Source organism: Roseivivax sediminis (assembly GCF_900112685.1).
Lineage (GTDB): Bacteria > Pseudomonadota > Alphaproteobacteria > Rhodobacterales > Rhodobacteraceae > Roseivivax > Roseivivax sediminis.
This window is the reverse complement of record NZ_FOMS01000019.1, coordinates 15430-34320: the sequence shown is the minus strand read 5'-3', so window position 1 is coordinate 34320 and position 18891 is coordinate 15430. Positions and strand designations below refer to the sequence as shown.

Below are 18891 nucleotides of genomic sequence, written 5' to 3'. Positions count from 1 at the left end.
GCCCGCGTGAGCGCTATCGCGCGCGGATCAACCGCCGCTGTTCTTTCGGAAGAGCCGCACCATCTCGGGTACGTACGCACGCCCGTTTTCGCCCTCGCACACGGGCCGGATCGCGGCCGACACGCCGTCCGCGACGGTCTGCTGCGCGCCAGCCGCCTCGGCCATCTCGCGGTAGTAATCGATGTCCTTGGCGGCATTCGCGACGGCGAAGGGCAAGCCGCTGCGATCGCCGTCAAGGATGAACGGCGCGAGCCGGTCGAGCGCGGCACTCGCGCCGCCGCCATTGGCCAGCACCTCCACCAGAACCGACGGGTCGACGCCGGCGTCGGCGGATTGCGCGGCGGCCTCGGCCAGAAGCGTCATGAACCCGACAGAGACGTAGTTGTGCAGAAGCTTCAGCCGGTGCCCGTGGCCGAGCGGCCCGACATGCGTGATTGTCTCGGTGAAGCTGTCGAGGACGGGCCGGACACGCTCCAGCGTCTCGGCTTCGCCGCCCACCAGCAGATTGAGTGTGCCGGCATGTGCGTGCGCCGCCGTGCGGGTCATCGGCGCGTCGAGATAGGTGCCTCCCGCCTCGGTCATGCGCGCGCTCATCCGCAGCGTCGTCCCGGGCAGCGAGGTGGAGCAGTCCACGACCACCGTGCCCTGACGCAGCGCGGGCAGAAGGCCGTCAACCACCGCCTCCACCTGCGGCGCACCGGTCACGCAGAGCAGGATGACGTCGCAGGCCGCGGCGATCTCGGCCACTGTGGCTGCGGCCGTTCCGCCGAGTGAGACGATCTCCTCCGTCGGCTGGTTGCCAGGGTGGTCGAGGAAGGTCAGGGCGTGGCCGCCCCGCGAAAGCACGTTCCGTGCGATGCCGTGGCCCATGAGGCCCACGCCGATCAGTCCGACATTCATGGTGAATTCCTTTTTTTGCGGCGGGCGGATCGCTCAGCCTGGCCTGCCTTCAGTCCGCATTGATCCAGATGGCCTTGGTGTCGAGGTATTCCTCGACGTGTTCCGACCCGCCTTCGCGCCCGTACCCCGACATCTTCATGCCGCCGAACGGCACCGCCGGGTCGATGGCGTGGTACATGTTCACCCAGACCGAGCCCGCCTTGAGCCGGTTGGCCAGCTTGTGCGCGGTGCCCAGGTGGGTCGAGAACACGCCGGCCGCCAGCCCGTAGGGCGTGGCGTTGGCGCGCGCGACCACCTCGTCGAGCGTGTCGAATGGCATGGCCGAGATCACCGGGCCGAAGATCTCCTCGCGCGCGACGCTCATCTCGTCGGTGACGCCGCCGAAGACCGTGGGCTGGAAGTAATGCCCGCCATCGAGGCCCGTTCCCGTCGCGCGTCCACCGCCGGTGACGATTTCGGCGCCCTCGGCCGGGCCGGCCGAGAGATAGCCCTCGATCCTTTCCGCCTGACGGCCCGATATGATCGGGCCGATATCGGTGTCCGGCGCGATGCCGTGGCCGATCTTGAGCTTCGAGGCATAGTCGGCCACCCGACGCACGAATTCGTCGTGGATCTCGCGCGCGACGAAGAGGCGCGAGCCGGCGATGCAGATCTGGCCTGAATTGGCGAAGACCGCCATCGCGGCCACCGGCACCGCCTTGTCCAGGTCCGCGTCGCGGCAGACGATGACCGGGGACTTGCCGCCGAGCTCCAGAGACACGCGCTTGAGATTGCCGGTCGCGGCGCGGGCGATGGCCTTCCCGGTGGCGGTGGAGCCGGTGAACACGATCTTGTCCACACCCGGATGCTCGGCCAGTGCCGCGCCCGCCTCGGCGCCGGTGCCGGTCACGATGTTGAGGACGCCGTCCGGCAGCCCGGCCTCCTGCATGATCCGCGCGATCATCAGGACGGTGAGCGAGGCTTCCTCGGACGGCTTCAGCACCACCGTGCATCCGGTGGCGAGCGCCGGCGCGATCTTCCAGACCGACCCGGCGATCGGCGCGTTCCAAGGGATGATCGCGCCCACGACGCCCACCGGCTCGCGCACAGTCGACGAGTAGATGTCACCCGGGAACGAGTTGGGGATGGTCTGCCCGTGCACGCTGACCGCCTGGCCCGCGTAGAATCGCAGCATCCCCAGCACGCGGCGCTGGTTGGCGAGCGTGCGCTGGATCGGCATCCCCATGTCGAGCGTGTCCGACAGGCAGAGCGTCTCCCACTCGGCCTCGAACCGCTCGGCGATGCGCAGGAGCAGGTTCTGCCGCTCGTAGGGCGTGAATTTCGCCCATGGTCCCTCGAACGCGCGCCGCGCGGCTGTCACGGCGGCGTCGATATCGGCGGCGTCGCCCTGGGGCACGGTCGCGAGGAGCGATCCGTCCGCCGGGTTCGTCGCCTGCATCTCGCGCGCGGACTGCGCCGCGCACCAATTTCCGCCCACGAACATCGGCCGGAAGTTCCCGCCGTAGAGCTCTGCCGCTGACGCCTGCCAATCCTTCATATCTTCCTCCAAAAGCGCGGTATGCCGCGTTGCGGCGTTGATGGCGTCAGCTCGTTCCGAGCGCAAGCCACGAGTAGATTGGTGCCGAGGGCGATCGGGACGGCGGCTTCGGAGCGGTGCTTGGTGACAGGAAATCTCTGTCGCGGGGGACGCGTCTTTCGGTGCGGCCAGGCTAAGGCGTCTCCACGATCGGCAAAACGCAATCACCGCGCGCCGCCATGCGCGGTGGACCACGGCGATCCCAGGGCTGAGGCGCTGTTCTCCGCGCGTGCCGCTTGGCGGTCGGGGGGCGAAGCCCGAGGCCGCCGCTCAGTCGAACGTTCCCGCGACGCGGCCGAGCAGCATGAAGGCCCGGGCCGACCGCGTGTCGGCAAGGTCCGAGACCTCGGTATCGGTGGCCGTGCCCTCGAACCGCGCGAAATTGCGGTCGAAGAGGCGCAGGAAATGATGCGCGGCGTCGCGGAAGATCGGGTCCTGTTTCATTCGCGCTGCCGTCAGCGCCAGGGAGGAGCGATCGCGGATACCCCCGAGCGCCGCGATCTCGCGCCCGCGTGCGCCCTGACCGAAGCGGCGCCAGGTTTCCGGGCGGGCGCGGTCGGGGCGCAGGTCGTCCATGTAGATGCCGTCCTCGCTCAGCAGCGTGAGCACGTCCTGGGCGGCCTGGATCAACTGCGCCGCCGTGCGGTCCTTGAGCGCGCGCCGGAGCGCCGCGAAGCCGTCGGTGTCCTCCGCGGTCTCGGGGAAGTTCAGCGCGCGGATGAGGTCGGCATTGGGAAGCGCGGGGGCCATGTCCTCCGCGCTGGTGCCGAGCGCGAGGGTCGGCTGCTCGCCCGAGGCGGCCGGCTCGGCGGCGGCGACCGGGGAGGGGCGCGAGGCCGACGCCGGTCCGCGGGTGGTGGTGAACACCGCCAGCGCGGTCTCGGTCTTCTTCTGCGCCGCCGCGATCTCGTCGAGCTTGCGCGAGATCGTGGTGCCCTGCGGATCTCCCTTTCCGGCCTGCGCCTGATTCACGTAGGCGTGGCGCAGCGCGTCGACCGCGGCCTGAAGTCGCGCGCTTTCCTCGCGCATGATGCGGGTGGAGCGCATGGCCATCGCCGCGACCCAGACCATCGCCACCGGCAGGAACACCGTCATCAGCACCAGGACGAAGCGCAGCCCGTCGGTGCCGGACGCTGCGAAGAACAGGAAATAACCCCCGGCCAGCAAGAGCCAGACCACCGACAGCGCAGCGGCCGCGAGCTCTCCGGTCGAGGGGCCGGCCCGGTCGCTGCGGTCGTAGACGCCGATCGGCGTGGAACGGGCGGTGCTGTCGTCGGCCATTCCGGCCCTCGCGTCAGACGTAGTCGATTTTCAGGATCTCGTAGGACTTTTCCCCGCCGGGGGTGCGCACCTCGACGCTGTCGCCTTCTTCCTTGCCGATGAGGGCGCGCGCAATGGGCGATTTCACGTTCAAGAGGCCCTTTTCGATATTGGCCTCGTGTTCGCCGACGATCTGCCAGGACTTCTCTTCTTCGGTGTCCTCGTCCACGACGGTCACGGTGGCGCCGAACTTGACCGCACCCCACAGCGTCTTGGGGTCGATCACTTCGGCCAGCGACAGAACCCCTTCCAGTTCCTTGATGCGCCCCTCGATGAAGCTCTGCTTCTCGCGCGCGGAGTGGTATTCGGCGTTTTCGGACAGATCTCCGTGCTCGCGCGCCTCCGAGATCGCCCGGATGATCGCCGGCCGCTCTTCGGACTTGAGGGTCTTCAACTCTTTTTCCAGCGCGGCGTGGCCCGCGCGCGTCATCGGTATCTTGTCCATGATGCGTCCAAACGTTTTGGGGCGGCCCTTTGGCCGCCCACCCGTGTCAGCACCGCACTTCACCGCATGATCGGCACGATTTCAAGGGGAGTCGGGCTGCGCGCGCGGCGGCAGCAGCCGCGTCCGGACGCGGTGTCACAATTGCCCGCGCGCGGGGTTCGCGTTACGTCACTTCACAAAGCGGTTTAGGCGGCCCCCGGCCGGAAAGGGAGCGACATGAGCGAAACGACGCGCGAGTCGATGGAATACGACGTGGTGATCGTGGGGGCGGGCCCAGCGGGCCTGTCGGCGGCGATACGGTTGAAACAGCTCGACGCGGATCTTGAGGTCGTTGTGCTCGAGAAGGGCTCCGAGGTCGGCGCGCATATCCTCTCGGGCGCGGTGCTCGACCCCTCCGGTCTCGATGCGCTGATTCCCGACTGGAAGGAGAAGGGCGCGCCGCTGAACGTGCCCGTGCGGAAGGATAACTTCTATCTCCTCGGTGCGGAGGGGAAGGTGCGGGTGCCGAACTGGCCGATGCCGCCGCTGATGAACAATCACGGCAACTACATCGTCTCAATGGGCAACGTTTGCCGCTGGATGGCCGAACAGGCCGAGGCGCTGGGGGTGGAGATCTTCCCCGGGATGGCGTGCTCCGAACTGGTGTGGGGGGAGAACGGAGAGGTCGCCGGCGTCGTCGCCGGGGAATTCGGCCTCAACCCTGACGGCACCAAGGGCGACGGTTACGAGCCGGGAATGGAATTGCTCGGCAAGTACGTGTTCCTGTCCGAAGGCGTGCGCGGGTCGCTGTCCAAGCAAGTCATCGCGAAATACGAGCTCGACAAGGGCTCGGAGCCGCAGAAATACGGCCTCGGCATGAAGGAGATCTGGGAGGTCGACCCCGCCAAGCACCGCGAAGGCACGGTGTCGCACACGATGGGCTGGCCGCTCGGCAGCAATGCCGGGGGCGGGTCGTTCATCTACCACGCCGAGAACAACCAGGTCTATCTGGGCTTCGTGGTGCACCTGAACTACGAGAATCCGCACCTTTACCCGTACATGGAATTCCAGCGCTTCAAGCACCACCCGGTGGTGGCCGAGCTTCTCGAGGGCGGCAAGCGTGTCGCCTACGGAGCGCGCGCGATTACCGAGGGCGGCTACCAGTCGATGCCGAAGATGGTGGCGCCGGGCGTGGCCCTGCTGGGCTGCTCGGTCGGCATGGTCAACGTCCCGCGCATCAAGGGCAACCACAATGCCATGCTGTCGGGCAAGGCGGCGGCCGAGGCCGCGCATGCGGCGATCAAGGCCGGCCGGGCCGCCGACGAGCTGACCGATTACGAGACCGAAGTGCGCAGCGGCGCCATCGGCAAGGACCTCAAGGCAGTCCGCAACGTCAAGCCGCTCTGGTCGAAATACGGCCTCTCGACGAGCCTCGCGCTCGGCGGACTCGACATGTGGACCAATACGCTCGGCTTTTCGGTCTTCGGCACGATCGGCCACGGCAAGACCGACGCCGCCGCGACCGGGAAAGCGGAGGACCACAAGAAGATCGACTACCCCAGGCCGGACGGCAAGCTCAGCTTCGACCGGCTGACCAACGTGTCCTTCGCGATGACGAATCACGAGGAAAGCCAGCCTGCGCATCTCAAGCTCAAGGACCCGCAGACGCAGATCGAACAGGACTGGAAGACCTTCGCCGGCCCCTCGCAGCGCTACTGCCCGGCCGGGGTCTACGAATTCGTCGACACCGACACGGAGCCGCGCTTCGTCATCAATTTCCAGAACTGTGTTCACTGCAAGACCTGCGACATCAAGGACCCGGCGCAGAACATCGTCTGGACCACGCCGCAGGGCGGGGACGGGCCGAACTATCCCAACATGTGAGCCTGACGCAGCTGTGAGTGGCCGTCCGCCCCGGGCGGCCGCTGGCGCGTTGCGCGGCCCGGCCCGCACCGCTAGGCTCCGCTGGCACCGCAGAGCGATCAGGGAGTTGTCGGACATGGCCGGACGGGCACGCGACTGGATCAGGGGCGCCGCGCTGGCGGCGACATTGGCCGCGCCCTGGGGCGCCGCGGCGCAGGGTCTGTCGGGCGACTACCTCGCCGCGCGTCAGGCTGGCCTGATGGGCGATTTCCGGGCCGCCGCGCGCTACTACGATCGCACGATCAGCAACGATCCCGACCGGGCCGAACTGCTCGAACGGTCGATCTTCGCGCATCTTGCGCTCGGCGATTTCGACCGCGCCGGCGCTCTTGCCGACAGGCTGGGCGAGCTCGGCCAGACCAGCCGTATCGCGCAGATGGCACTGATCGCCGACCGGCTCGGCAGCAACGACTATGCCGGCGCGATCCGCCAGATCGACGACGGCGAAGGCATCGGTACGCTGGTCGACGGCCTCCTGAAAGCCTGGGCCTTGCTGGGCGAGGGCGACATGTCCGCCGCGATCGTCGCCTTCGACGAGGTATCGCGGATCGAGGGGCTCGCGCCATTCGCGGCCTATCACAAGGCGCTCGCGCTCGCCTCGGTCGGCGACTACGAGGGGGCGGAGGCGATCTTTGCCTCCGGCGCGATGGAGAACGTCGCACAGACCCGCCGCGCGATCATGGCCCGCGCCGAAGTGCTGAGCCAGCTCGGCCGCGACCCCGAAGCGGTGACGCTCATCGACGAGGCCTTCACCGCCGACATCGACCCGGGCCTGCGCGCATTGCGCGCGGCGCTGGCCGCCGGCGAACGGGTGCCATTCACCCACGCCCAGAGCGCGCGGGACGGTCTCGCGGAGGTGTTCTACACCCTCGCCGGCGCCTTCTCGAACGACATGTCCTCGGATTTCCTGCTGATCTACAGCCGCGTCGCGGTTCATCTGCGCCCGAATCACGTCGACGCGATCCTGCTTACCGCGGAACTGCTCGACGAGATCGGCCAGCACGATCTGGCGGTGGAAGCCTACCGCAATGTTCCGCGCGATCATCCTTCCTACCACGCCGCGGAACTCGGCCGGGCCCAGTCCCTGCGGCAGAGCGATCGCGGGGACGCCGCGGTCGAGGTGCTGGAATCGCTGTCCGAGACTCATGGCGACCTGCCTGTCGTAATGTCCTCGCTCGGCGACATGTACCGCCAGATGGAGCGCTTCGACGATGCCGTGGGGGCCTATTCCGCAGCGCTGGATGCCTTCGATGAGCCGGACCGCGCGCAGTGGTTCCTCTACTACGCGCGCGGCATCTGCAACGAACGGCAGGGCAACTGGGAGCAGGCGGAATCCGACTTCCGCGCGGCGCTGGAGCTGAATCCCGAGCAGCCGCAGGTCCTCAACTACCTCGGCTACAGCCTCGTGGAGCAGCAGACGAAGCTCGAGGAGGCGCTCGGCATGATCGAGCGGGCGGTCGAGATCGAGCCCGATTCCGGCTACATCGTCGACAGTCTCGGCTGGGTGCTCTATCGCCTCGGTCGCTACGAGGAAGCCGTGGACCACATGGAGCGCGCGGCAGAGCTCATGCCGATCGACCCGGTGGTGAACGACCACCTCGGCGACGTCTACTGGGCGGTCGGGCGCGAACGCGAGGCGGAGTTCATGTGGAACCGCGCGCTGTCATTCGTGGATTTCGAGGAGGTCAGCCAGGACGCCGACCCCGAGCGCATCCGCCGCAAGCTGGAGGTTGGCCTCGACCGCGTGCTGGCCGAGGAAGGCGAGCCCCCGCTCGACGTCGCCGCAGATGAAGGTCAATGAGGCGCTCGCGCCGGCCAAGGTCAACCTGACGCTGCACGTCACCGGCCGGCGCGACGACGGCTACCACCTGCTCGACTCGCTCGTCGTATTCGCCGATCTCGGCGATCATCTGCGTGCCGGGCCGGCGGACGACCTGACACTCGAGGTGACAGGCCCGATGGCGGCCGGCGTGTCCGCAGGGCCAGACAACCTCGTTCTGCGCGCCGCCCGCCATCTTCACCCGTCCCGCGGCGCACGGCTGACCCTCGACAAGCACCTGCCGGCGGCGGCCGGAATCGGCGGCGGGTCCTCTGACGCGGCCGCCGCGTTGCGTGTGCTCTCCCGCCTTTGGGATCTGCCGCTGCCCGGGGACTGCGTCGTGCTCGGTGCGGATGTGCCGGTCTGCCTCGATCCGGTCGCGCAACGGCTCTCCGGAATCGGAGAGAGGCATATACCGGCGCCCGGCCTGCCGCCCTTGCCTGCGGTCCTCGTCAATCCGGGCATCGCCGCCTCGACGCCGGCCGTTTTCGCCGCGCTCGAGAACCGCACCAATTCGCCCATGCCATCGAAGCTTCCGCGTCTCGACACGCCGCGAGAAGTGGCATCCTGGCTCGCCACCCAGCGCAACGACCTCACAGCTCCTGCACGCACCGTCGCGCCGGTCATCGAGCGGTGCCTCTCGGCGCTGCACAATGCGCGCCTGGCCCGCATGTCCGGCTCCGGCGCCACTTGTTTCGGTCTCTACGACACGCGCTCGGATGCCGAGGCCGCGGCCAAGGCCATCGCCCAGGCAGAGCCCGACTGGTGGGTGCGAGAGGTCACACTGAACCCGCCCCCCTCTTCTTCTCGTTGAAAATACTCCGGGGAGCGCGAGGGGCCGGCCCCTCGCTCTATGGCTCCGGCTCTCGCTGCCGTCAGCTCACCCGTGCGACGACGAAATCTGCGAGGTCCGCCAGCATTTCCTGCAGCGCGGCGTCCGCGCCCGATACACGGGCCAGCGAGTCCTTTGCCTTCGCCGTCCAGGCCAGCGCGTCGGCCCGTGTCGCCTGCAGCGCGCCATGCTTGTTCAGAAGCGTCAGCGCGCGATCGAGATCGCCGTCCTCCTGGCGCCCCTTCTCGATGGTGCGGGACCAGAACGTGCGTTCCTCGGCATCCGCCGCTCCCACCGCCTTTATCACCGGCAGCGTCAGCTTGCGTTCGCGGAAATCGTCCCCGATATTCTTGCCGGTGGCTTTCGCGTCGCCCTGGTAGTCCAGCAGGTCGTCGACGATCTGGAACGCGATTCCCAGCGCGTCGCCGTACTCGCGGAGCGCCCGAATCTCATCCTCCGGCGCGTCGGCGATGACGCCGCCCACCTCCGTCGCCGCGGAGAACAGCGCGGCGGTCTTGCCGCGGACCACCTTGAGATAGACCGCCTCGTCCGTGGCGAGGTTCTGCGCGGCGGTCATCTGCAGCACCTCGCCCTCCGCGATGGTCGCGGCGGCGTCGGCGAGGATGTCGAGAACCCGCAGGCTCCCGGTCTCCACCATGAGCTGGAAGGACCGGGCGAACAGGTAGTCGCCCACGAGGACGCTGGATTTGTTGTCCCACAGGAGGTTCGCCGTCGGCCGGCCGCGGCGCTGGCGGCTTTCGTCGACGACGTCGTCATGCAGCAGAGTCGCGGTGTGGATGAACTCCACCGTCGCGGCGAGCCGAAGGTGGTGGCTGCCGGAATAGCCCATCATCCGGGCCGAGGCGAGCGTCAGCAGCGGGCGCAAGCGCTTGCCGCCGGCCTCTACCAGGTGCGCTGTCACTTCGGGGATGCGCGGCGCGTTCTCGGAGGCCATGCGCGCCCGGATCAGCGCGTTGACCTCGCCCATGTCCCCGTCCAGGGCCGCGGCGAGCCGTTCATGGGGTTTCGCGGCGGGGCTGTCGAGGCTCATTTCGGTCCCTTGCGGCAAAGGCAGGCTCGACAGCGTCGAACCGCACGCTTAGATCGCTGTCATGGAAGAGCTTTTGCGCACCACCGACATCACCGTGATCCCGCTCGCGCGCACCCTTCTCGAAGCGGAGGATATAGAGTGCTTCGAGTTCGACGTAAACATGAGCGTCCTCGAAGGGTCCATCGGCATTTTGCCGCGGCGCCTGATGGTGCGCGCGACGGATCTGCCGCGCGCACGCCGGGTGATGTGGGAAAACGGTGTGGCGCTTGACGGCTGAGGCCTTTGCCGAGGCCGACCTGACGCGCGACGCGTTCCTCGGCGGGCGCGTCAATCTCTATCAGCCGCGAAAGGGATACCGGGCCGGGCTGGATCCGGTCCTCCTCGCCGCCGCCATCCGGGCAGAGCCGGGGCAGAGCGTTCTGGATCTCGGCTGCGGGGCGGGGGCGGCCCTGATGTGCCTGGCTGCGCGCGTGCCGGACCTGACGCTCACCGGCGTGGAGCGTCAGCCGGCCTACGCCACGCTCGCCCGCCGTAGCGCCGAGGAGGCCGGTTGGCCCGCGCGGATCGCGGTCGCGGACCTTGCCGCCCTGCCGGCGGACCTGCGGCAGGAACGATTTCACCACGTCTTTGCCAATCCGCCTTACTTCGATCCGGCGGCACGGCACCGTGCTGTGGACCCGGGCCGCGAGGCCGGACTTGCGGAGGATACGCCGCTGGCGACCTGGGTGGAGGTCGCCGCGAAGCGGACCGCGCCAGGCGGCGAGGTCACTTTCATCCACCGTGCGGAGCGGCTGCCGGACCTGCTCGGGGCCTTTGCGGCGCGGCTCGGATCCTTGGAGCTGAAACCGCTTCTCCCGCGGAGCGGGAAAGCGGCGCGACTGATTCTCCTCAGGGGGCGGAAGGGGGGACGCGCGCCCTTCGTGCTGCATTCCCCGCTCGTTCTGCACGCCGGAGCGGCGCATGGGAGCGACGCGGAGGATTACAATCCTGCCGTCGCCGCAATCCTGCGCCGGGGAGAAAGGCTTCAATTTTCGGCATAATGTCGTAATTTCTTTAACTAACTGTCAGCCAGATTTTGCGGAAAGCTGCGCTTTGCCGTGACTTTGAGAGCGTTTTGTGCTGCCATGGAGACCTCATCCATATCGAGGAGGTCACCATGAGCTTGAGTTCGCATCTGCAGGAACTGAAGAAGAAGCATGCGTCCCTGTCGGAGGCGGTGGAAGCCGCTCAGCGTGCGCCGAGTACGGATGGCCTGCAAATCGCGGAGCTGAAGAAGCAGAAACTGCGCCTCAAGGAAGAGATCACGCGCTTGTCCGGCGACCGTCTGCACTGACGGCCGATGTGACGTGAACCGGGGCGGTTTCGCCCCGGCTCTTGGCCCGACACCGCCGCAATGGATCGGACCGCAGCGCGGTAAGTCGCCGGTCAGTCGCGGATCGGTTGCAGATAGCGCTCTTCCAGAACCGGGCGCAAATGTTCGTGCTGGCTGGGCAGCTTGAGGGCCTGGCCAAGCGCCTCCGGGGCTTCGTCGCGGTCGAAGCCGGGCTCTTTCGTGGCGATCTCGAACAATACGCCGCCGGGGGTGCGGAAGTATATCGCCCAGAAGTAGTCCCGGTCGATGGGCGGCGTCACGTCATAGCCGGTGTCGGTCAGGGCCGCGCGAGCGGATAGCTGCGTTTCGCGATCCGCCACCTCGAAAGCCACGTGATGCACCGATCCGGCGCCCTGTGTGGCGGCGGGGGCGTCGATGCGGCTCAGGTCGATCACGTTTGCCCCGTTGCCCTCCGGAAGGCGCCAGCGGGAGACATCGTCGACACGATCGTCTTCCTCGTATCCCATGAAGCGCAGAAGCTCGGCCGTGGCGGCCGGGTCGCGCAGCGCGAGATCCGTGGAGTGGAAGCCGCGGATCGCCACTTCCTCCGGCACCCCGTTGCCGGTCCAGGGGCTGCGTCGGTCGGCGTCCGATTCGACCAGCGCGAACCCGTCGCCGTCCGGCCCGCGGAACAGCAGTCGCGCGTTGCCGAACCGTGTGTCGCGCGACAAACCGTCAACGCCGGCGCCGGCAAGACGATCCTGCCAGTAGGGCAGGGCGCCGCCGGGCACCGCGAAGGCGGTGGTGCGCACCTCGCCAGTGCCGCCAGTGCCGCGCTTGGCGTGTGGAAAGGGAAAATAGGTCATCACCGTTCCGGGCGTACCGGCGCCGTCGCCGTAGTAGAGGTGATAGACTTCTGGCGCGTCGAAATTGACCGTTTTCTTGACCCGGCGCAGGCCGAGCGTGCCGGTGAAGAAGTCGTTGTTGACCTGCGCCGAGGACGCAAGCGACGTCACGTGGTGCAGACCCTTGATATCGGTGATCATGACGGGTCTCCTTGTCCTTCTGACAGGGATCTAGGTCTGTGCGCCTTTGCGAAAAATTCCGGATGCGCGCACCACGACGGTTATGGAGCGCACAAAAAGAGCTCCCGAGGCGGGAGCTCCTCCGGGCCCTCGCGGGCCTTCCTGGCGCGGGCTCAGACGAAGAACTGGCCGCCGTTGGCCGAGATCGTCGAGCCGTTGATGAACTGCGCATCGTCGGAGACGAGGAAGGAGACGCAGCGTGCGATCTCTTCGGGCTCGCCCAGGCGGCCGGTTGGGATCTGGCCGATGATTGCCTCGCGCACTTTCTCGGGCACCGCCATGACCATCTCGGTCGCGATGTAGCCGGGGCAGACGGCGTTGGCGGTGATGCCCTTGGAGGCGCCTTCTTGCGCAAGGCTCTTGATGATGCCGAGATCGCCGGCCTTCGTCGCGGCATAGTTGACCTGCGCGAACTGGCCCTTCTGACCGTTGATCGAGGAGATCACCACGATCCGTCCGAAGCCGCGTTCGCGCATGCCGGGCCAGACCGGGTGCACGGTGTTGAAGACGCCGGTGAGGTTGGTGTCGATGACCTCTTTCCATTGCTCCGGCTTCATCTTGTGGAAGGGCGCATCGCGCGTGATGCCGGCATTGGCCACGATGATGTCGATGGGTCCGAGGTCGGCCTCCACCTGTTCGATCCCGGCCTTGGACTCATCGTAATCGGCGACGTTCCACTTGTAGGTCTTGATGCCGGTCTCTTCGCTGAAGGCGTTCGCCTTCTCGGTGTTGCCGGCATAGGTCGCCGCGACCTGGTAGCCTTCGGCCTTCAGCGCCTTCGAGATCGCTGCGCCGATGCCGCGGCTGCCGCCGGTGACCAGTGCTGTACGTGCCATGTTTCCCTCCTCCAAAGGTAAAATTGTTGCGCGAAAAGCCTTTATGCGCGCAATATTCTTTCAGGTCCGACAGAGCATCAATCGAGCGTTCCGTCAAGCCAGCGCCGCGCGTCCGCTTCGCCCTGGTTCCAGGTCAGCCCCAGCTTCTCGGGGTCGGTGAAGTCGATCTTGTCGGCAGGCGTCTCTTTCGACGGCGCGATGTAGGTCAGGCGCGGATCATCCCGCAGATTGCGGTAGCGGCGCGTCAGAAGGATCGTTGTGTCGCCCTCGTCCGGGTCCGGCATCGGCGCCTGATCGGCCATGCCGCCGTCGATCACCGGCTTGCCGTCCCAGTGCGGCGGCTTGAAGACCGGCGGGATCGTCGCCGCCGAGCAGACCAGATGGTTGAGCTCGCCCTCTCGCGCGGCCTTGTTGGCGTCCACCAGTTGCCAGGTCAGGCCCATCTTCTCGGCCCAGCCGAAATGCGGGCTCGACTTGATGTAGAGTTCTGACTGATAGGCCAGCGCCATCGCGGTGCCCGACGAGGCCGGCAGCTTCGAGGCCGGTGGATGCGCGATCAGGATCTGCAGTTGCGGACCCTCGGCGATGCGGCGCGCGGCCTCGGCGTCGATCACCCGGTCCACCACGGCGCAGTATATCTCCTGGTGCGGGGTCAGGCCGCCGTCGTCCTCGTCAAAGAGCGAATGGGCGTTGTGGTTGACCCGCTGTTCCCGGAAGGCGCGGCACATCTCGTCATAAAGGTCGTGTTCGCGCCCTGACAGAAAGCCGACCGCCGACAGCGCGCCGCCTGAGACGCCGGTGACGCGTTCCGGCTCGATCCGGTGCTCCTTGCAGACAACGTCGAGAAAGCCGCCCTGCCAGAAGCAGCGCAGGCCACCGCCGGAGAAGACGAGTTGTGTCGGAGACTTGAATGCCTGTGCCATGGTGTGAGGGTGGGGCTATGGCCCCACCCGTCAACTCAGGGGCGTTCGACGCAGACCGCGACACCCATGCCGCCGCCGATGCAGAGCGTGGCGATGCCCTTCTTGGCGCCGCGGCGCTTCATTTCGAACAGGAGCGTGTTGAGAACCCGCGCGCCGGACGCACCGATCGGGTGGCCGAGGGCGATGGCGCCGCCGTTCACGTTCACTTTCTCGGGGTCCCAGCCCATGTCCTTGTTCACCGCGCAGGCCTGGGCGGCGAAGGCTTCGTTCGCCTCGATGAGGTCGAGGTCGTCGGGCTTCCAGCCAGCCCGCTCCAGCGCCTTGCGGCTGGCGTGGATCGGCCCGACGCCCATGATCGACGGATCGAGCCCCGCGGTCGCGTAGGACACGATGCGCGCGAGCGGCTCGATGCCGCGCTTCTCGGCGTTCTCGGCGGTCATCAGCAGCGCGCCGGCGGCGCCATCGTTGATGCCCGACGCGTTGCCCGCGGTCACGGTGCCGTCCTTGGTGAAGGCGGGCTTGAGCTTGCCCATGCCTTCGGCCGTGGCGCCGTGGCGTGGGTGCTCGTCGGTGTCGACGATGACGTCACCCTTGCGGGTCTTCACTGTGAAGGGGACGATCTCGTCCGCGAACTTTCCGGCCTTCTGGGCCGCCTCGGCCTTGTTCTGGGAGGCGGCGGCGAACTCGTCCTGCTGCTCGCGGCTGATCTGCCATTTCTCGGCGACGTTCTCGGCCGTCTGGCCCATGTGGTACCCGTTGAAGGCGTCCCAAAGGCCGTCGCGGATCATCGTGTCGATGTATTTCACGTCGCCCATCTTGTGGCCGGCGCGCAGATGCGCGGCGTGGGGGCTGAGCGTCATGTTCTCCTGGCCGCCGGCACAGATGATCTCTGCATCGCCGAGCATGATGTGCTGGGCGCCGAGCGCCACGGCGCGCAGGCCCGACCCGCAGACCTGATTGATGCCCCAGGCCGCGCTTTCCTGCGGCAGGCCAGCGTTGATATGCGCCTGGCGGGCGGGGTTCTGGCCCTGCGCGGCGGTCAGCACCTGGCCGAGGATGGTCTCGGAGACCTCGGACTTGTCGATGCCTGCGCGCTCGACCAGCGCCTCGAGCACCGCGGCACCCAGATCGTGTGCGGGGGTCGTGGCGAAGCCGCCGCTGAATGCGCCGACGGCGGTGCGGGCCGCGGAAGCGATCACGATGTTCGTCATGCCTTGTCTCCTCTGTCACCAGGCAATGCTGCCGGGCGCGAGGCGGCCCGGCGCGTCCTCGCCTTCGTGATTATCGGATCGCAGGTGCTGGCACAACTCGGCGCGCACGCCGGTTTCGTCGCAAACATGGCCCTGCATGGCGGGGTTTCGCGGCGCTCCGGTGGCGGCTGCGGGCGCCGCCTCAGGCGCGCCGGCGACCCCGCCGGTCCGCCCAGGGTGGAGAGAGCGTGGGCGCGGCGAAGAAATAGCCCTGCAGGCAGTCGATGCCGATCTCGGTCAGGAAGGCGGCGTCCTCTGCCGTCTCGACGGACTCGGCCACCGTGAAATAGTCGAAGGACTGCGCGATGGCGGCCAGCGCGCGCACCATGGCCTCGTTGTCGGGATCGCGCGCGACGCCGCGGACATAGGCGCCGTCGATCTTGACGATATCGACGGGCAGGGTGCGGAGATGGCGCAGTTCCGTCACCGTGGCACCGAAATCGTCGAGCGCGAAGGTGATGCCGGAGGTCTGCATCTCGGCCATGAAGGCCTGCGCGATGTCCGGCACACGCATGGCGGAGGCTTCGTTGATCTCCAGGATCAGCCGTTCCCCCAAGGTGGGGTCGGACTTCAGCCCCTGATCGAGCGCGCGGCGCCAGCGGGCATAACCGAGGGACCGCGCGGACATGTTCACGGCAAGGCGCAGGGCCGGTTCGTCGCGCAGGTGGGCGAACGCCTGCTCCAGCGCGATACAGTCGAGCAGGCGGCCGGTCTCCGTCTCTTCCACCGCGGACATGAACGCGGCGGCGGGAATGATTCGCCCGGTATCGTCCAGCACGCGCACGAAGGCCTCGTAGAAGGCGACACGGTCTGGCGCCGCGGCCTGCACCACAGGCTGGAAGGCGAGGCGCACCTGCTTGTGGCGCACCGCCTCGTCGGCCATGGCGCGCATGTGCGAGTCGCGGATCGACACTGCCTCGACCAGCGCATTTTTCGGGGTGGTATCTCGGCGCTCGCTCACGGACCGCTCCGCTCGGTGGATCGGGCCCCGGTCTCTAGCGGCGGCGGGTTGCGATGCGCTTAACGGGCGCGGCGCTTGACATAACCGCATCGCGCGCGTATCGGGCGCCTTCGTTGGTGTTGGTGGCCCCCGCAAGGGGATGCCTGTCAGGGTCTCGCGCAAGCGATCCACGGCCCAGAGGACAACGCCCTTCATCCGACGCCCGACCGACCACCGGAAGGGCGCCACGCCTAGTGAAGGAGATCAGACGGTGACCAAACGCACCTCTGCCAAGTACAAGATCGACCGCCGGATGGGCGAAAACATCTGGGGTCGTCCGAAATCCCCGGTCAACCGCCGCGAATACGGCCCCGGCCAGCACGGCCAGCGCCGCAAGGGCAAGATGTCCGACTTCGGCTTGCAGCTTCGCGCCAAGCAGAAGCTGAAGGGCTATTACGGCGACATGACCGAGCGCCAGTTCCGCCGCGTCTTCGCAGAGGCCGAGCGCCAGCGCGGCGACACTGGCGAGATCCTGATCGGCCTGCTGGAGCGCCGGCTCGACGCCGTCGTCTACCGTGCGAAGTTCGTGCCGACCATCTTCGCCGCGCGCCAGTTCGTGAACCACGCGCATGTCACGGTGAACGGCCGCAAGGTGAACATCCCCTCCTATCAGGTGAAGGAAGGCGACGTCATTGAAGTCCGCGAGAAGTCCAAGCAGCTCGCGTCCGTGCTCGAGGCGGCTCAGCTGCCCGAACGGGACGTGCCGGATTACCTCGACGTCGACCATTCGAAGATGACCTGCACCTTCCTGCGTCAGCCGGGCCTGTCGGACGTGCCGTACCCGGTGATGATGGAACCGAACCTCGTCATCGAGTATTACGCCCAGAACTGATCGTTCGGGCATCCCAAACAAAAAGGCCGCGTCCCTCCGGGGGACGCGGCCTTTTTTTGTGCCTTGGCGGTGCGGCAGCCGGCGCAGGGCGCCGGCACGTCCGGATCAGATGTAGAGAATGTCGCCGAAGACGTGGCGCGCAATGTCCTCGCGACGGATCCCGCGTTTGGCAAGTTCGGCGTCGGACAGGGCGTTCAGGTGTTGAACGCGCTTCACGCGGTGATTGGCCTCGGCAATGCCGATGAGCCCGTCGAAGAAGCGGGTGAAAAAGCCGCGGTGGTCGTCGGAACGATCGAACCGGGCGTTGGTGATATCTGCGTGTGCCATGTATGGAGCCTCGATCTGTTCAAGATGATGTCTGCTCCCTCCCTTGTCCCGATACCTAGACGCTGCGGCGCAGCATGACGAGGCCCGGCACCTGCAACGCCGCTCAGCACCCGTTGCATGGCTGGATCGTCACCGGGGTGACGAAAAAGGGGCGGCCGAAGCCGCCCCGTCATCAATGCAACATGAAAATTGGGACGCTGGAAATGCCGTCCCCTGCGGGGTCTTGATTGCGGTCACACTTACGGGAACCGGGTTACCCGCGGTGCATGACAGTCCGGTGACGAAGCGGCGAAAGTAGGGTGTCGATCGTGATGCCGCGCGGGGTTATTCCGCCGCGACGGCAACCCCGGCGCGACCGGTGAGGAAGCGCTCGGCCGCCATGCCGGCCAGATGCGCGATGCGACCGGCGACGATGGTGCCTTCGACCGCCCGCGTGCCGGCATTGACGATCGCAAGGTCGGCACGCCGCCCGTAGTCGATGACCCCACGGTCGGGCAGGCCCATGATGGCGGCTGGCGCCGCAGAGACAAGATTCCAGGCGTCCGCCAGCGGCAGGATGTCCTTATCCGCAAGAGTGAAGGCGGCCCGGGCCATTGCAGGGTAAGACAGGTTTGACACCAGCGCGTTGCACAGCCCGTCGCGCACGAAATCTATGGCGGGGCAGTCGTTTCGGTTGCTTCCGACATCTAGCACCGCCGGAGCGGGCAGCAGAACCGGATCGCCCACCGCGCGCGCCAGCGCCGCGGCGGTGCGGCGGGCAGGGCGGACGCAGAGCTTGGCGCCGATCATCGAGAAGGTCTCGCGCGTCTCGCCGTCTGGATCGTCGAGGCTGCCGTAGCTGGCGCCGAGCGTGTCGAACCCTTCGGCGAGGCGGCACAGGTGGCGCGGCACGTCGTGCGAGTCTTGCGCGGCGCGGCGCATCCGCTGGGCCAGGTCCGCCTGTCCGGGCCCGCCCAGGGTCCGCCGCGCCTGCAGCGCCGCGAGCCGGTTGGAGAACAGGACGAGGTCGACCCGGAACCGGCGCACGGCCGCGAGAAGGGCATCGCGGCTTTCGACCGTGTGGGTCTCGCAGATCAGCGACGCGCGCAGGTCCAGACGCGCGCGACCGTCGGCATAGGCCGCCTGCAGAGCCAGCATCCTCTGCGCTTCGGCCGGATCTGCGTGGCCGCCTTCCCAGCTCCAGCCCTGGCCCAGCCAGGCTGTCGTCACACCGTGGGCGGCCGCTTCGGCCTCCGATGCGGCGAGAAGCGACGTCGGATCGCGGACCGCGGGCAGGGCCGCGCGCCGAAAATCGAGAGAGGCCCCGTGCAGATCGACGATACCGGGCAGGATATAATATCCGGTCAAGTCGACCTCGGGTAGTGGCCCCTTCGAGATTCGCCCGTCCTCGATCGCCACGGAACGCTGCTGCATCTGCCCATCGCGCAGCGACAAGGCGCCGGTTAGCCGAAGCCGGAGCGCGCGTGGGGCAAAGCTATGGG

At 67.5% G+C, this 18891-nt stretch carries 19 protein-coding genes; 7 read left to right on the top strand and 12 right to left on the bottom strand.

Translation table 11 applies throughout. From position 1 onward, the window contains the following. Positions 1 to 27: 27 nt before the first annotated feature. The 4 genes from F3H57_RS20620 to greA all read right to left on the bottom strand — a co-directional run bounded on the left by F3H57_RS20620 (position 28) and on the right by greA (position 4241). Positions 28 to 900: an NAD(P)-dependent oxidoreductase gene (locus F3H57_RS20620; RefSeq protein ID WP_149758618.1), complete on the bottom strand. Its 873-nt coding sequence runs from the start codon at positions 898 to 900 to the stop codon at positions 28 to 30. Positions 901 to 949: 49 nt separating this feature from the next. After that, entirely contained in the window at positions 950 to 2437 is a 1488-nt protein-coding gene (locus F3H57_RS20615; protein WP_149758616.1) for an aldehyde dehydrogenase family protein, read from the bottom strand. A 309-nt stretch (positions 2438 to 2746) separates the two neighbouring features. Continuing rightward, a complete protein-coding gene (locus tag F3H57_RS20610; protein ID WP_149758614.1) occupies positions 2747 to 3757 on the bottom strand; it encodes a hypothetical protein in 1011 nt (336 codons plus the stop codon). A gap of 13 nt (positions 3758 to 3770) precedes the next feature. After that, positions 3771 to 4241 carry a transcription elongation factor GreA gene (gene greA / locus F3H57_RS20605; protein WP_149758612.1) on the bottom strand — a complete coding sequence of 157 codons (471 nt, stop codon included), beginning with the start codon at positions 4239 to 4241 and terminating at the stop codon, positions 3771 to 3773. Between the two features lie 216 nt (positions 4242 to 4457). On the opposite strand from greA, the gene F3H57_RS20600 reads away from it, so the two are divergent. The 3 genes from F3H57_RS20600 (at position 4458) to F3H57_RS20590 (ending at position 8776) form a co-directional block, all read left to right on the top strand. Further along, positions 4458 to 6104 (top strand): electron transfer flavoprotein-ubiquinone oxidoreductase, encoded by a 1647-nt coding sequence (locus F3H57_RS20600; RefSeq protein ID WP_149758610.1) that lies wholly within the window; start codon positions 4458 to 4460, stop codon positions 6102 to 6104. Positions 6105 to 6219: 115 nt separating this feature from the next. Beyond that, the gene (locus F3H57_RS20595) at positions 6220 to 7944 is read left to right on the top strand and encodes a tetratricopeptide repeat protein (protein ID WP_149758608.1); all 1725 of its coding nucleotides are present in this window, start codon (positions 6220 to 6222) and stop codon (positions 7942 to 7944) included. Continuing rightward, positions 7931 to 8776, top strand: a complete 846-nt coding sequence (locus F3H57_RS20590) for a 4-(cytidine 5'-diphospho)-2-C-methyl-D-erythritol kinase (RefSeq protein WP_149758606.1) — start codon at positions 7931 to 7933, stop codon at positions 8774 to 8776. Before F3H57_RS20595 ends, F3H57_RS20590 begins: the two co-directional genes overlap by 14 nt. Before the next feature lie 61 nt (positions 8777 to 8837). Here the strand turns inward: F3H57_RS20590 and F3H57_RS20585 are convergent, their stop codons facing one another. Beyond that, positions 8838 to 9845 (bottom strand): polyprenyl synthetase family protein, encoded by a 1008-nt coding sequence (locus F3H57_RS20585; RefSeq protein WP_149758604.1) that lies wholly within the window; start codon positions 9843 to 9845, stop codon positions 8838 to 8840. A gap of 61 nt (positions 9846 to 9906) precedes the next feature. Between F3H57_RS20585 and F3H57_RS20580 the strand changes: the two genes are divergently transcribed. The 3 genes from F3H57_RS20580 (at position 9907) to F3H57_RS20570 (ending at position 11178) form a co-directional block, all read left to right on the top strand. Further along, entirely contained in the window at positions 9907 to 10122 is a 216-nt protein-coding gene (locus F3H57_RS20580) for a putative signal transducing protein (RefSeq protein WP_149758602.1), read from the top strand. Continuing rightward, complete coding sequence (locus F3H57_RS20575) at positions 10103 to 10885, top strand: tRNA1(Val) (adenine(37)-N6)-methyltransferase (protein WP_394349847.1); 783 nt, start codon at positions 10103 to 10105, stop codon at positions 10883 to 10885. Before F3H57_RS20580 ends, F3H57_RS20575 begins: the two co-directional genes overlap by 20 nt. A 116-nt stretch (positions 10886 to 11001) precedes the next feature. Then, on the top strand, positions 11002 to 11178 hold the full coding sequence (locus F3H57_RS20570) for a YdcH family protein (protein ID WP_149758598.1): 177 nt from the start codon (positions 11002 to 11004) through the stop codon (positions 11176 to 11178). A 92-nt stretch (positions 11179 to 11270) separates the two neighbouring features. On the opposite strand, the gene F3H57_RS20565 is transcribed toward F3H57_RS20570, so the two are convergent. The 5 genes from F3H57_RS20565 to F3H57_RS20545 form a co-directional block, all read right to left on the bottom strand. Continuing rightward, complete coding sequence (locus tag F3H57_RS20565; protein WP_149758596.1) at positions 11271 to 12203, bottom strand: VOC family protein; 933 nt, start codon at positions 12201 to 12203, stop codon at positions 11271 to 11273. A 152-nt stretch (positions 12204 to 12355) separates the two neighbouring features. Next, positions 12356 to 13078 carry an acetoacetyl-CoA reductase gene (gene phbB, locus F3H57_RS20560; RefSeq protein ID WP_149758594.1) on the bottom strand — a complete coding sequence of 241 codons (723 nt, stop codon included), beginning with the start codon at positions 13076 to 13078 and terminating at the stop codon, positions 12356 to 12358. Between the two features lie 77 nt (positions 13079 to 13155). Continuing rightward, positions 13156 to 14001 (bottom strand): patatin-like phospholipase family protein, encoded by an 846-nt coding sequence (locus F3H57_RS20555; RefSeq protein WP_149758592.1) that lies wholly within the window; start codon positions 13999 to 14001, stop codon positions 13156 to 13158. A gap of 35 nt (positions 14002 to 14036) precedes the next feature. Further along, positions 14037 to 15212 carry an acetyl-CoA C-acetyltransferase gene (locus F3H57_RS20550; protein ID WP_149758590.1) on the bottom strand — a complete coding sequence of 392 codons (1176 nt, stop codon included), beginning with the start codon at positions 15210 to 15212 and terminating at the stop codon, positions 14037 to 14039. Between the two features lie 181 nt (positions 15213 to 15393). After that, the gene (locus F3H57_RS20545; protein WP_316633851.1) at positions 15394 to 16212 is read right to left on the bottom strand and encodes an EAL domain-containing protein; all 819 of its coding nucleotides are present in this window, start codon (positions 16210 to 16212) and stop codon (positions 15394 to 15396) included. Positions 16213 to 16462: 250 nt separating this feature from the next. Here F3H57_RS20545 and rpsD point away from each other — a divergent pair, with 250 nt between their 5' ends. Continuing rightward, positions 16463 to 17083, top strand: coding sequence for a 30S ribosomal protein S4 (rpsD, locus tag F3H57_RS20540; protein WP_149758588.1), 621 nt, complete (start codon positions 16463 to 16465; stop codon positions 17081 to 17083). Between the two features lie 105 nt (positions 17084 to 17188). Here rpsD and F3H57_RS20535 read toward each other — a convergent pair whose 3' ends face one another. Together F3H57_RS20535 and F3H57_RS20530 are read right to left on the bottom strand one after the other, a co-directional pair. Then, positions 17189 to 17410 (bottom strand): DUF1127 domain-containing protein, encoded by a 222-nt coding sequence (locus tag F3H57_RS20535; protein WP_149758586.1) that lies wholly within the window; start codon positions 17408 to 17410, stop codon positions 17189 to 17191. Positions 17411 to 17734: 324 nt separating this feature from the next. Next, positions 17735 to 18823: an amidohydrolase family protein gene (locus tag F3H57_RS20530; protein ID WP_188129779.1), complete on the bottom strand. Its 1089-nt coding sequence runs from the start codon at positions 18821 to 18823 to the stop codon at positions 17735 to 17737. Between the last annotated feature and the right edge of the window lie 68 nt (positions 18824 to 18891).

Excerpts from the sequence above, each read along its gene's own strand:
- F3H57_RS20620 (WP_149758618.1), bottom strand. The coding sequence starts at position 900 with ATGAATGTCGGACTGATCGGCGTGGGCCTCATGGGCCACGGCATCGCA.
- F3H57_RS20615 (WP_149758616.1), bottom strand. The coding sequence starts at position 2,437 with ATGAAGGATTGGCAGGCGTCAGCGGCAGAGCTCTACGGCGGGAACTTC.
- F3H57_RS20610 (WP_149758614.1), bottom strand. The coding sequence starts at position 3,757 with ATGGCCGACGACAGCACCGCCCGTTCCACGCCGATCGGCGTCTACGAC.
- greA (WP_149758612.1), bottom strand. The coding sequence starts at position 4,241 with ATGGACAAGATACCGATGACGCGCGCGGGCCACGCCGCGCTGGAAAAA.
- F3H57_RS20600 (WP_149758610.1), top strand. The coding sequence starts at position 4,458 with ATGAGCGAAACGACGCGCGAGTCGATGGAATACGACGTGGTGATCGTG.
- F3H57_RS20595 (WP_149758608.1), top strand. The coding sequence starts at position 6,220 with ATGGCCGGACGGGCACGCGACTGGATCAGGGGCGCCGCGCTGGCGGCG.
- F3H57_RS20590 (WP_149758606.1), top strand. The coding sequence starts at position 7,931 with ATGAAGGTCAATGAGGCGCTCGCGCCGGCCAAGGTCAACCTGACGCTG.
- F3H57_RS20585 (WP_149758604.1), bottom strand. The coding sequence starts at position 9,845 with ATGAGCCTCGACAGCCCCGCCGCGAAACCCCATGAACGGCTCGCCGCG.
- F3H57_RS20580 (WP_149758602.1), top strand. The coding sequence starts at position 9,907 with ATGGAAGAGCTTTTGCGCACCACCGACATCACCGTGATCCCGCTCGCG.
- F3H57_RS20570 (WP_149758598.1), top strand. The coding sequence starts at position 11,002 with ATGAGCTTGAGTTCGCATCTGCAGGAACTGAAGAAGAAGCATGCGTCC.
- F3H57_RS20565 (WP_149758596.1), bottom strand. The coding sequence starts at position 12,203 with ATGATCACCGATATCAAGGGTCTGCACCACGTGACGTCGCTTGCGTCC.
- phbB (WP_149758594.1), bottom strand. The coding sequence starts at position 13,078 with ATGGCACGTACAGCACTGGTCACCGGCGGCAGCCGCGGCATCGGCGCA.
- F3H57_RS20555 (WP_149758592.1), bottom strand. The coding sequence starts at position 14,001 with ATGGCACAGGCATTCAAGTCTCCGACACAACTCGTCTTCTCCGGCGGT.
- F3H57_RS20550 (WP_149758590.1), bottom strand. The coding sequence starts at position 15,212 with ATGACGAACATCGTGATCGCTTCCGCGGCCCGCACCGCCGTCGGCGCA.
- F3H57_RS20535 (WP_149758586.1), bottom strand. The coding sequence starts at position 17,410 with ATGGCACACGCAGATATCACCAACGCCCGGTTCGATCGTTCCGACGAC.
- F3H57_RS20530 (WP_188129779.1), bottom strand. The coding sequence starts at position 18,823 with ATGCAGCAGCGTTCCGTGGCGATCGAGGACGGGCGAATCTCGAAGGGG.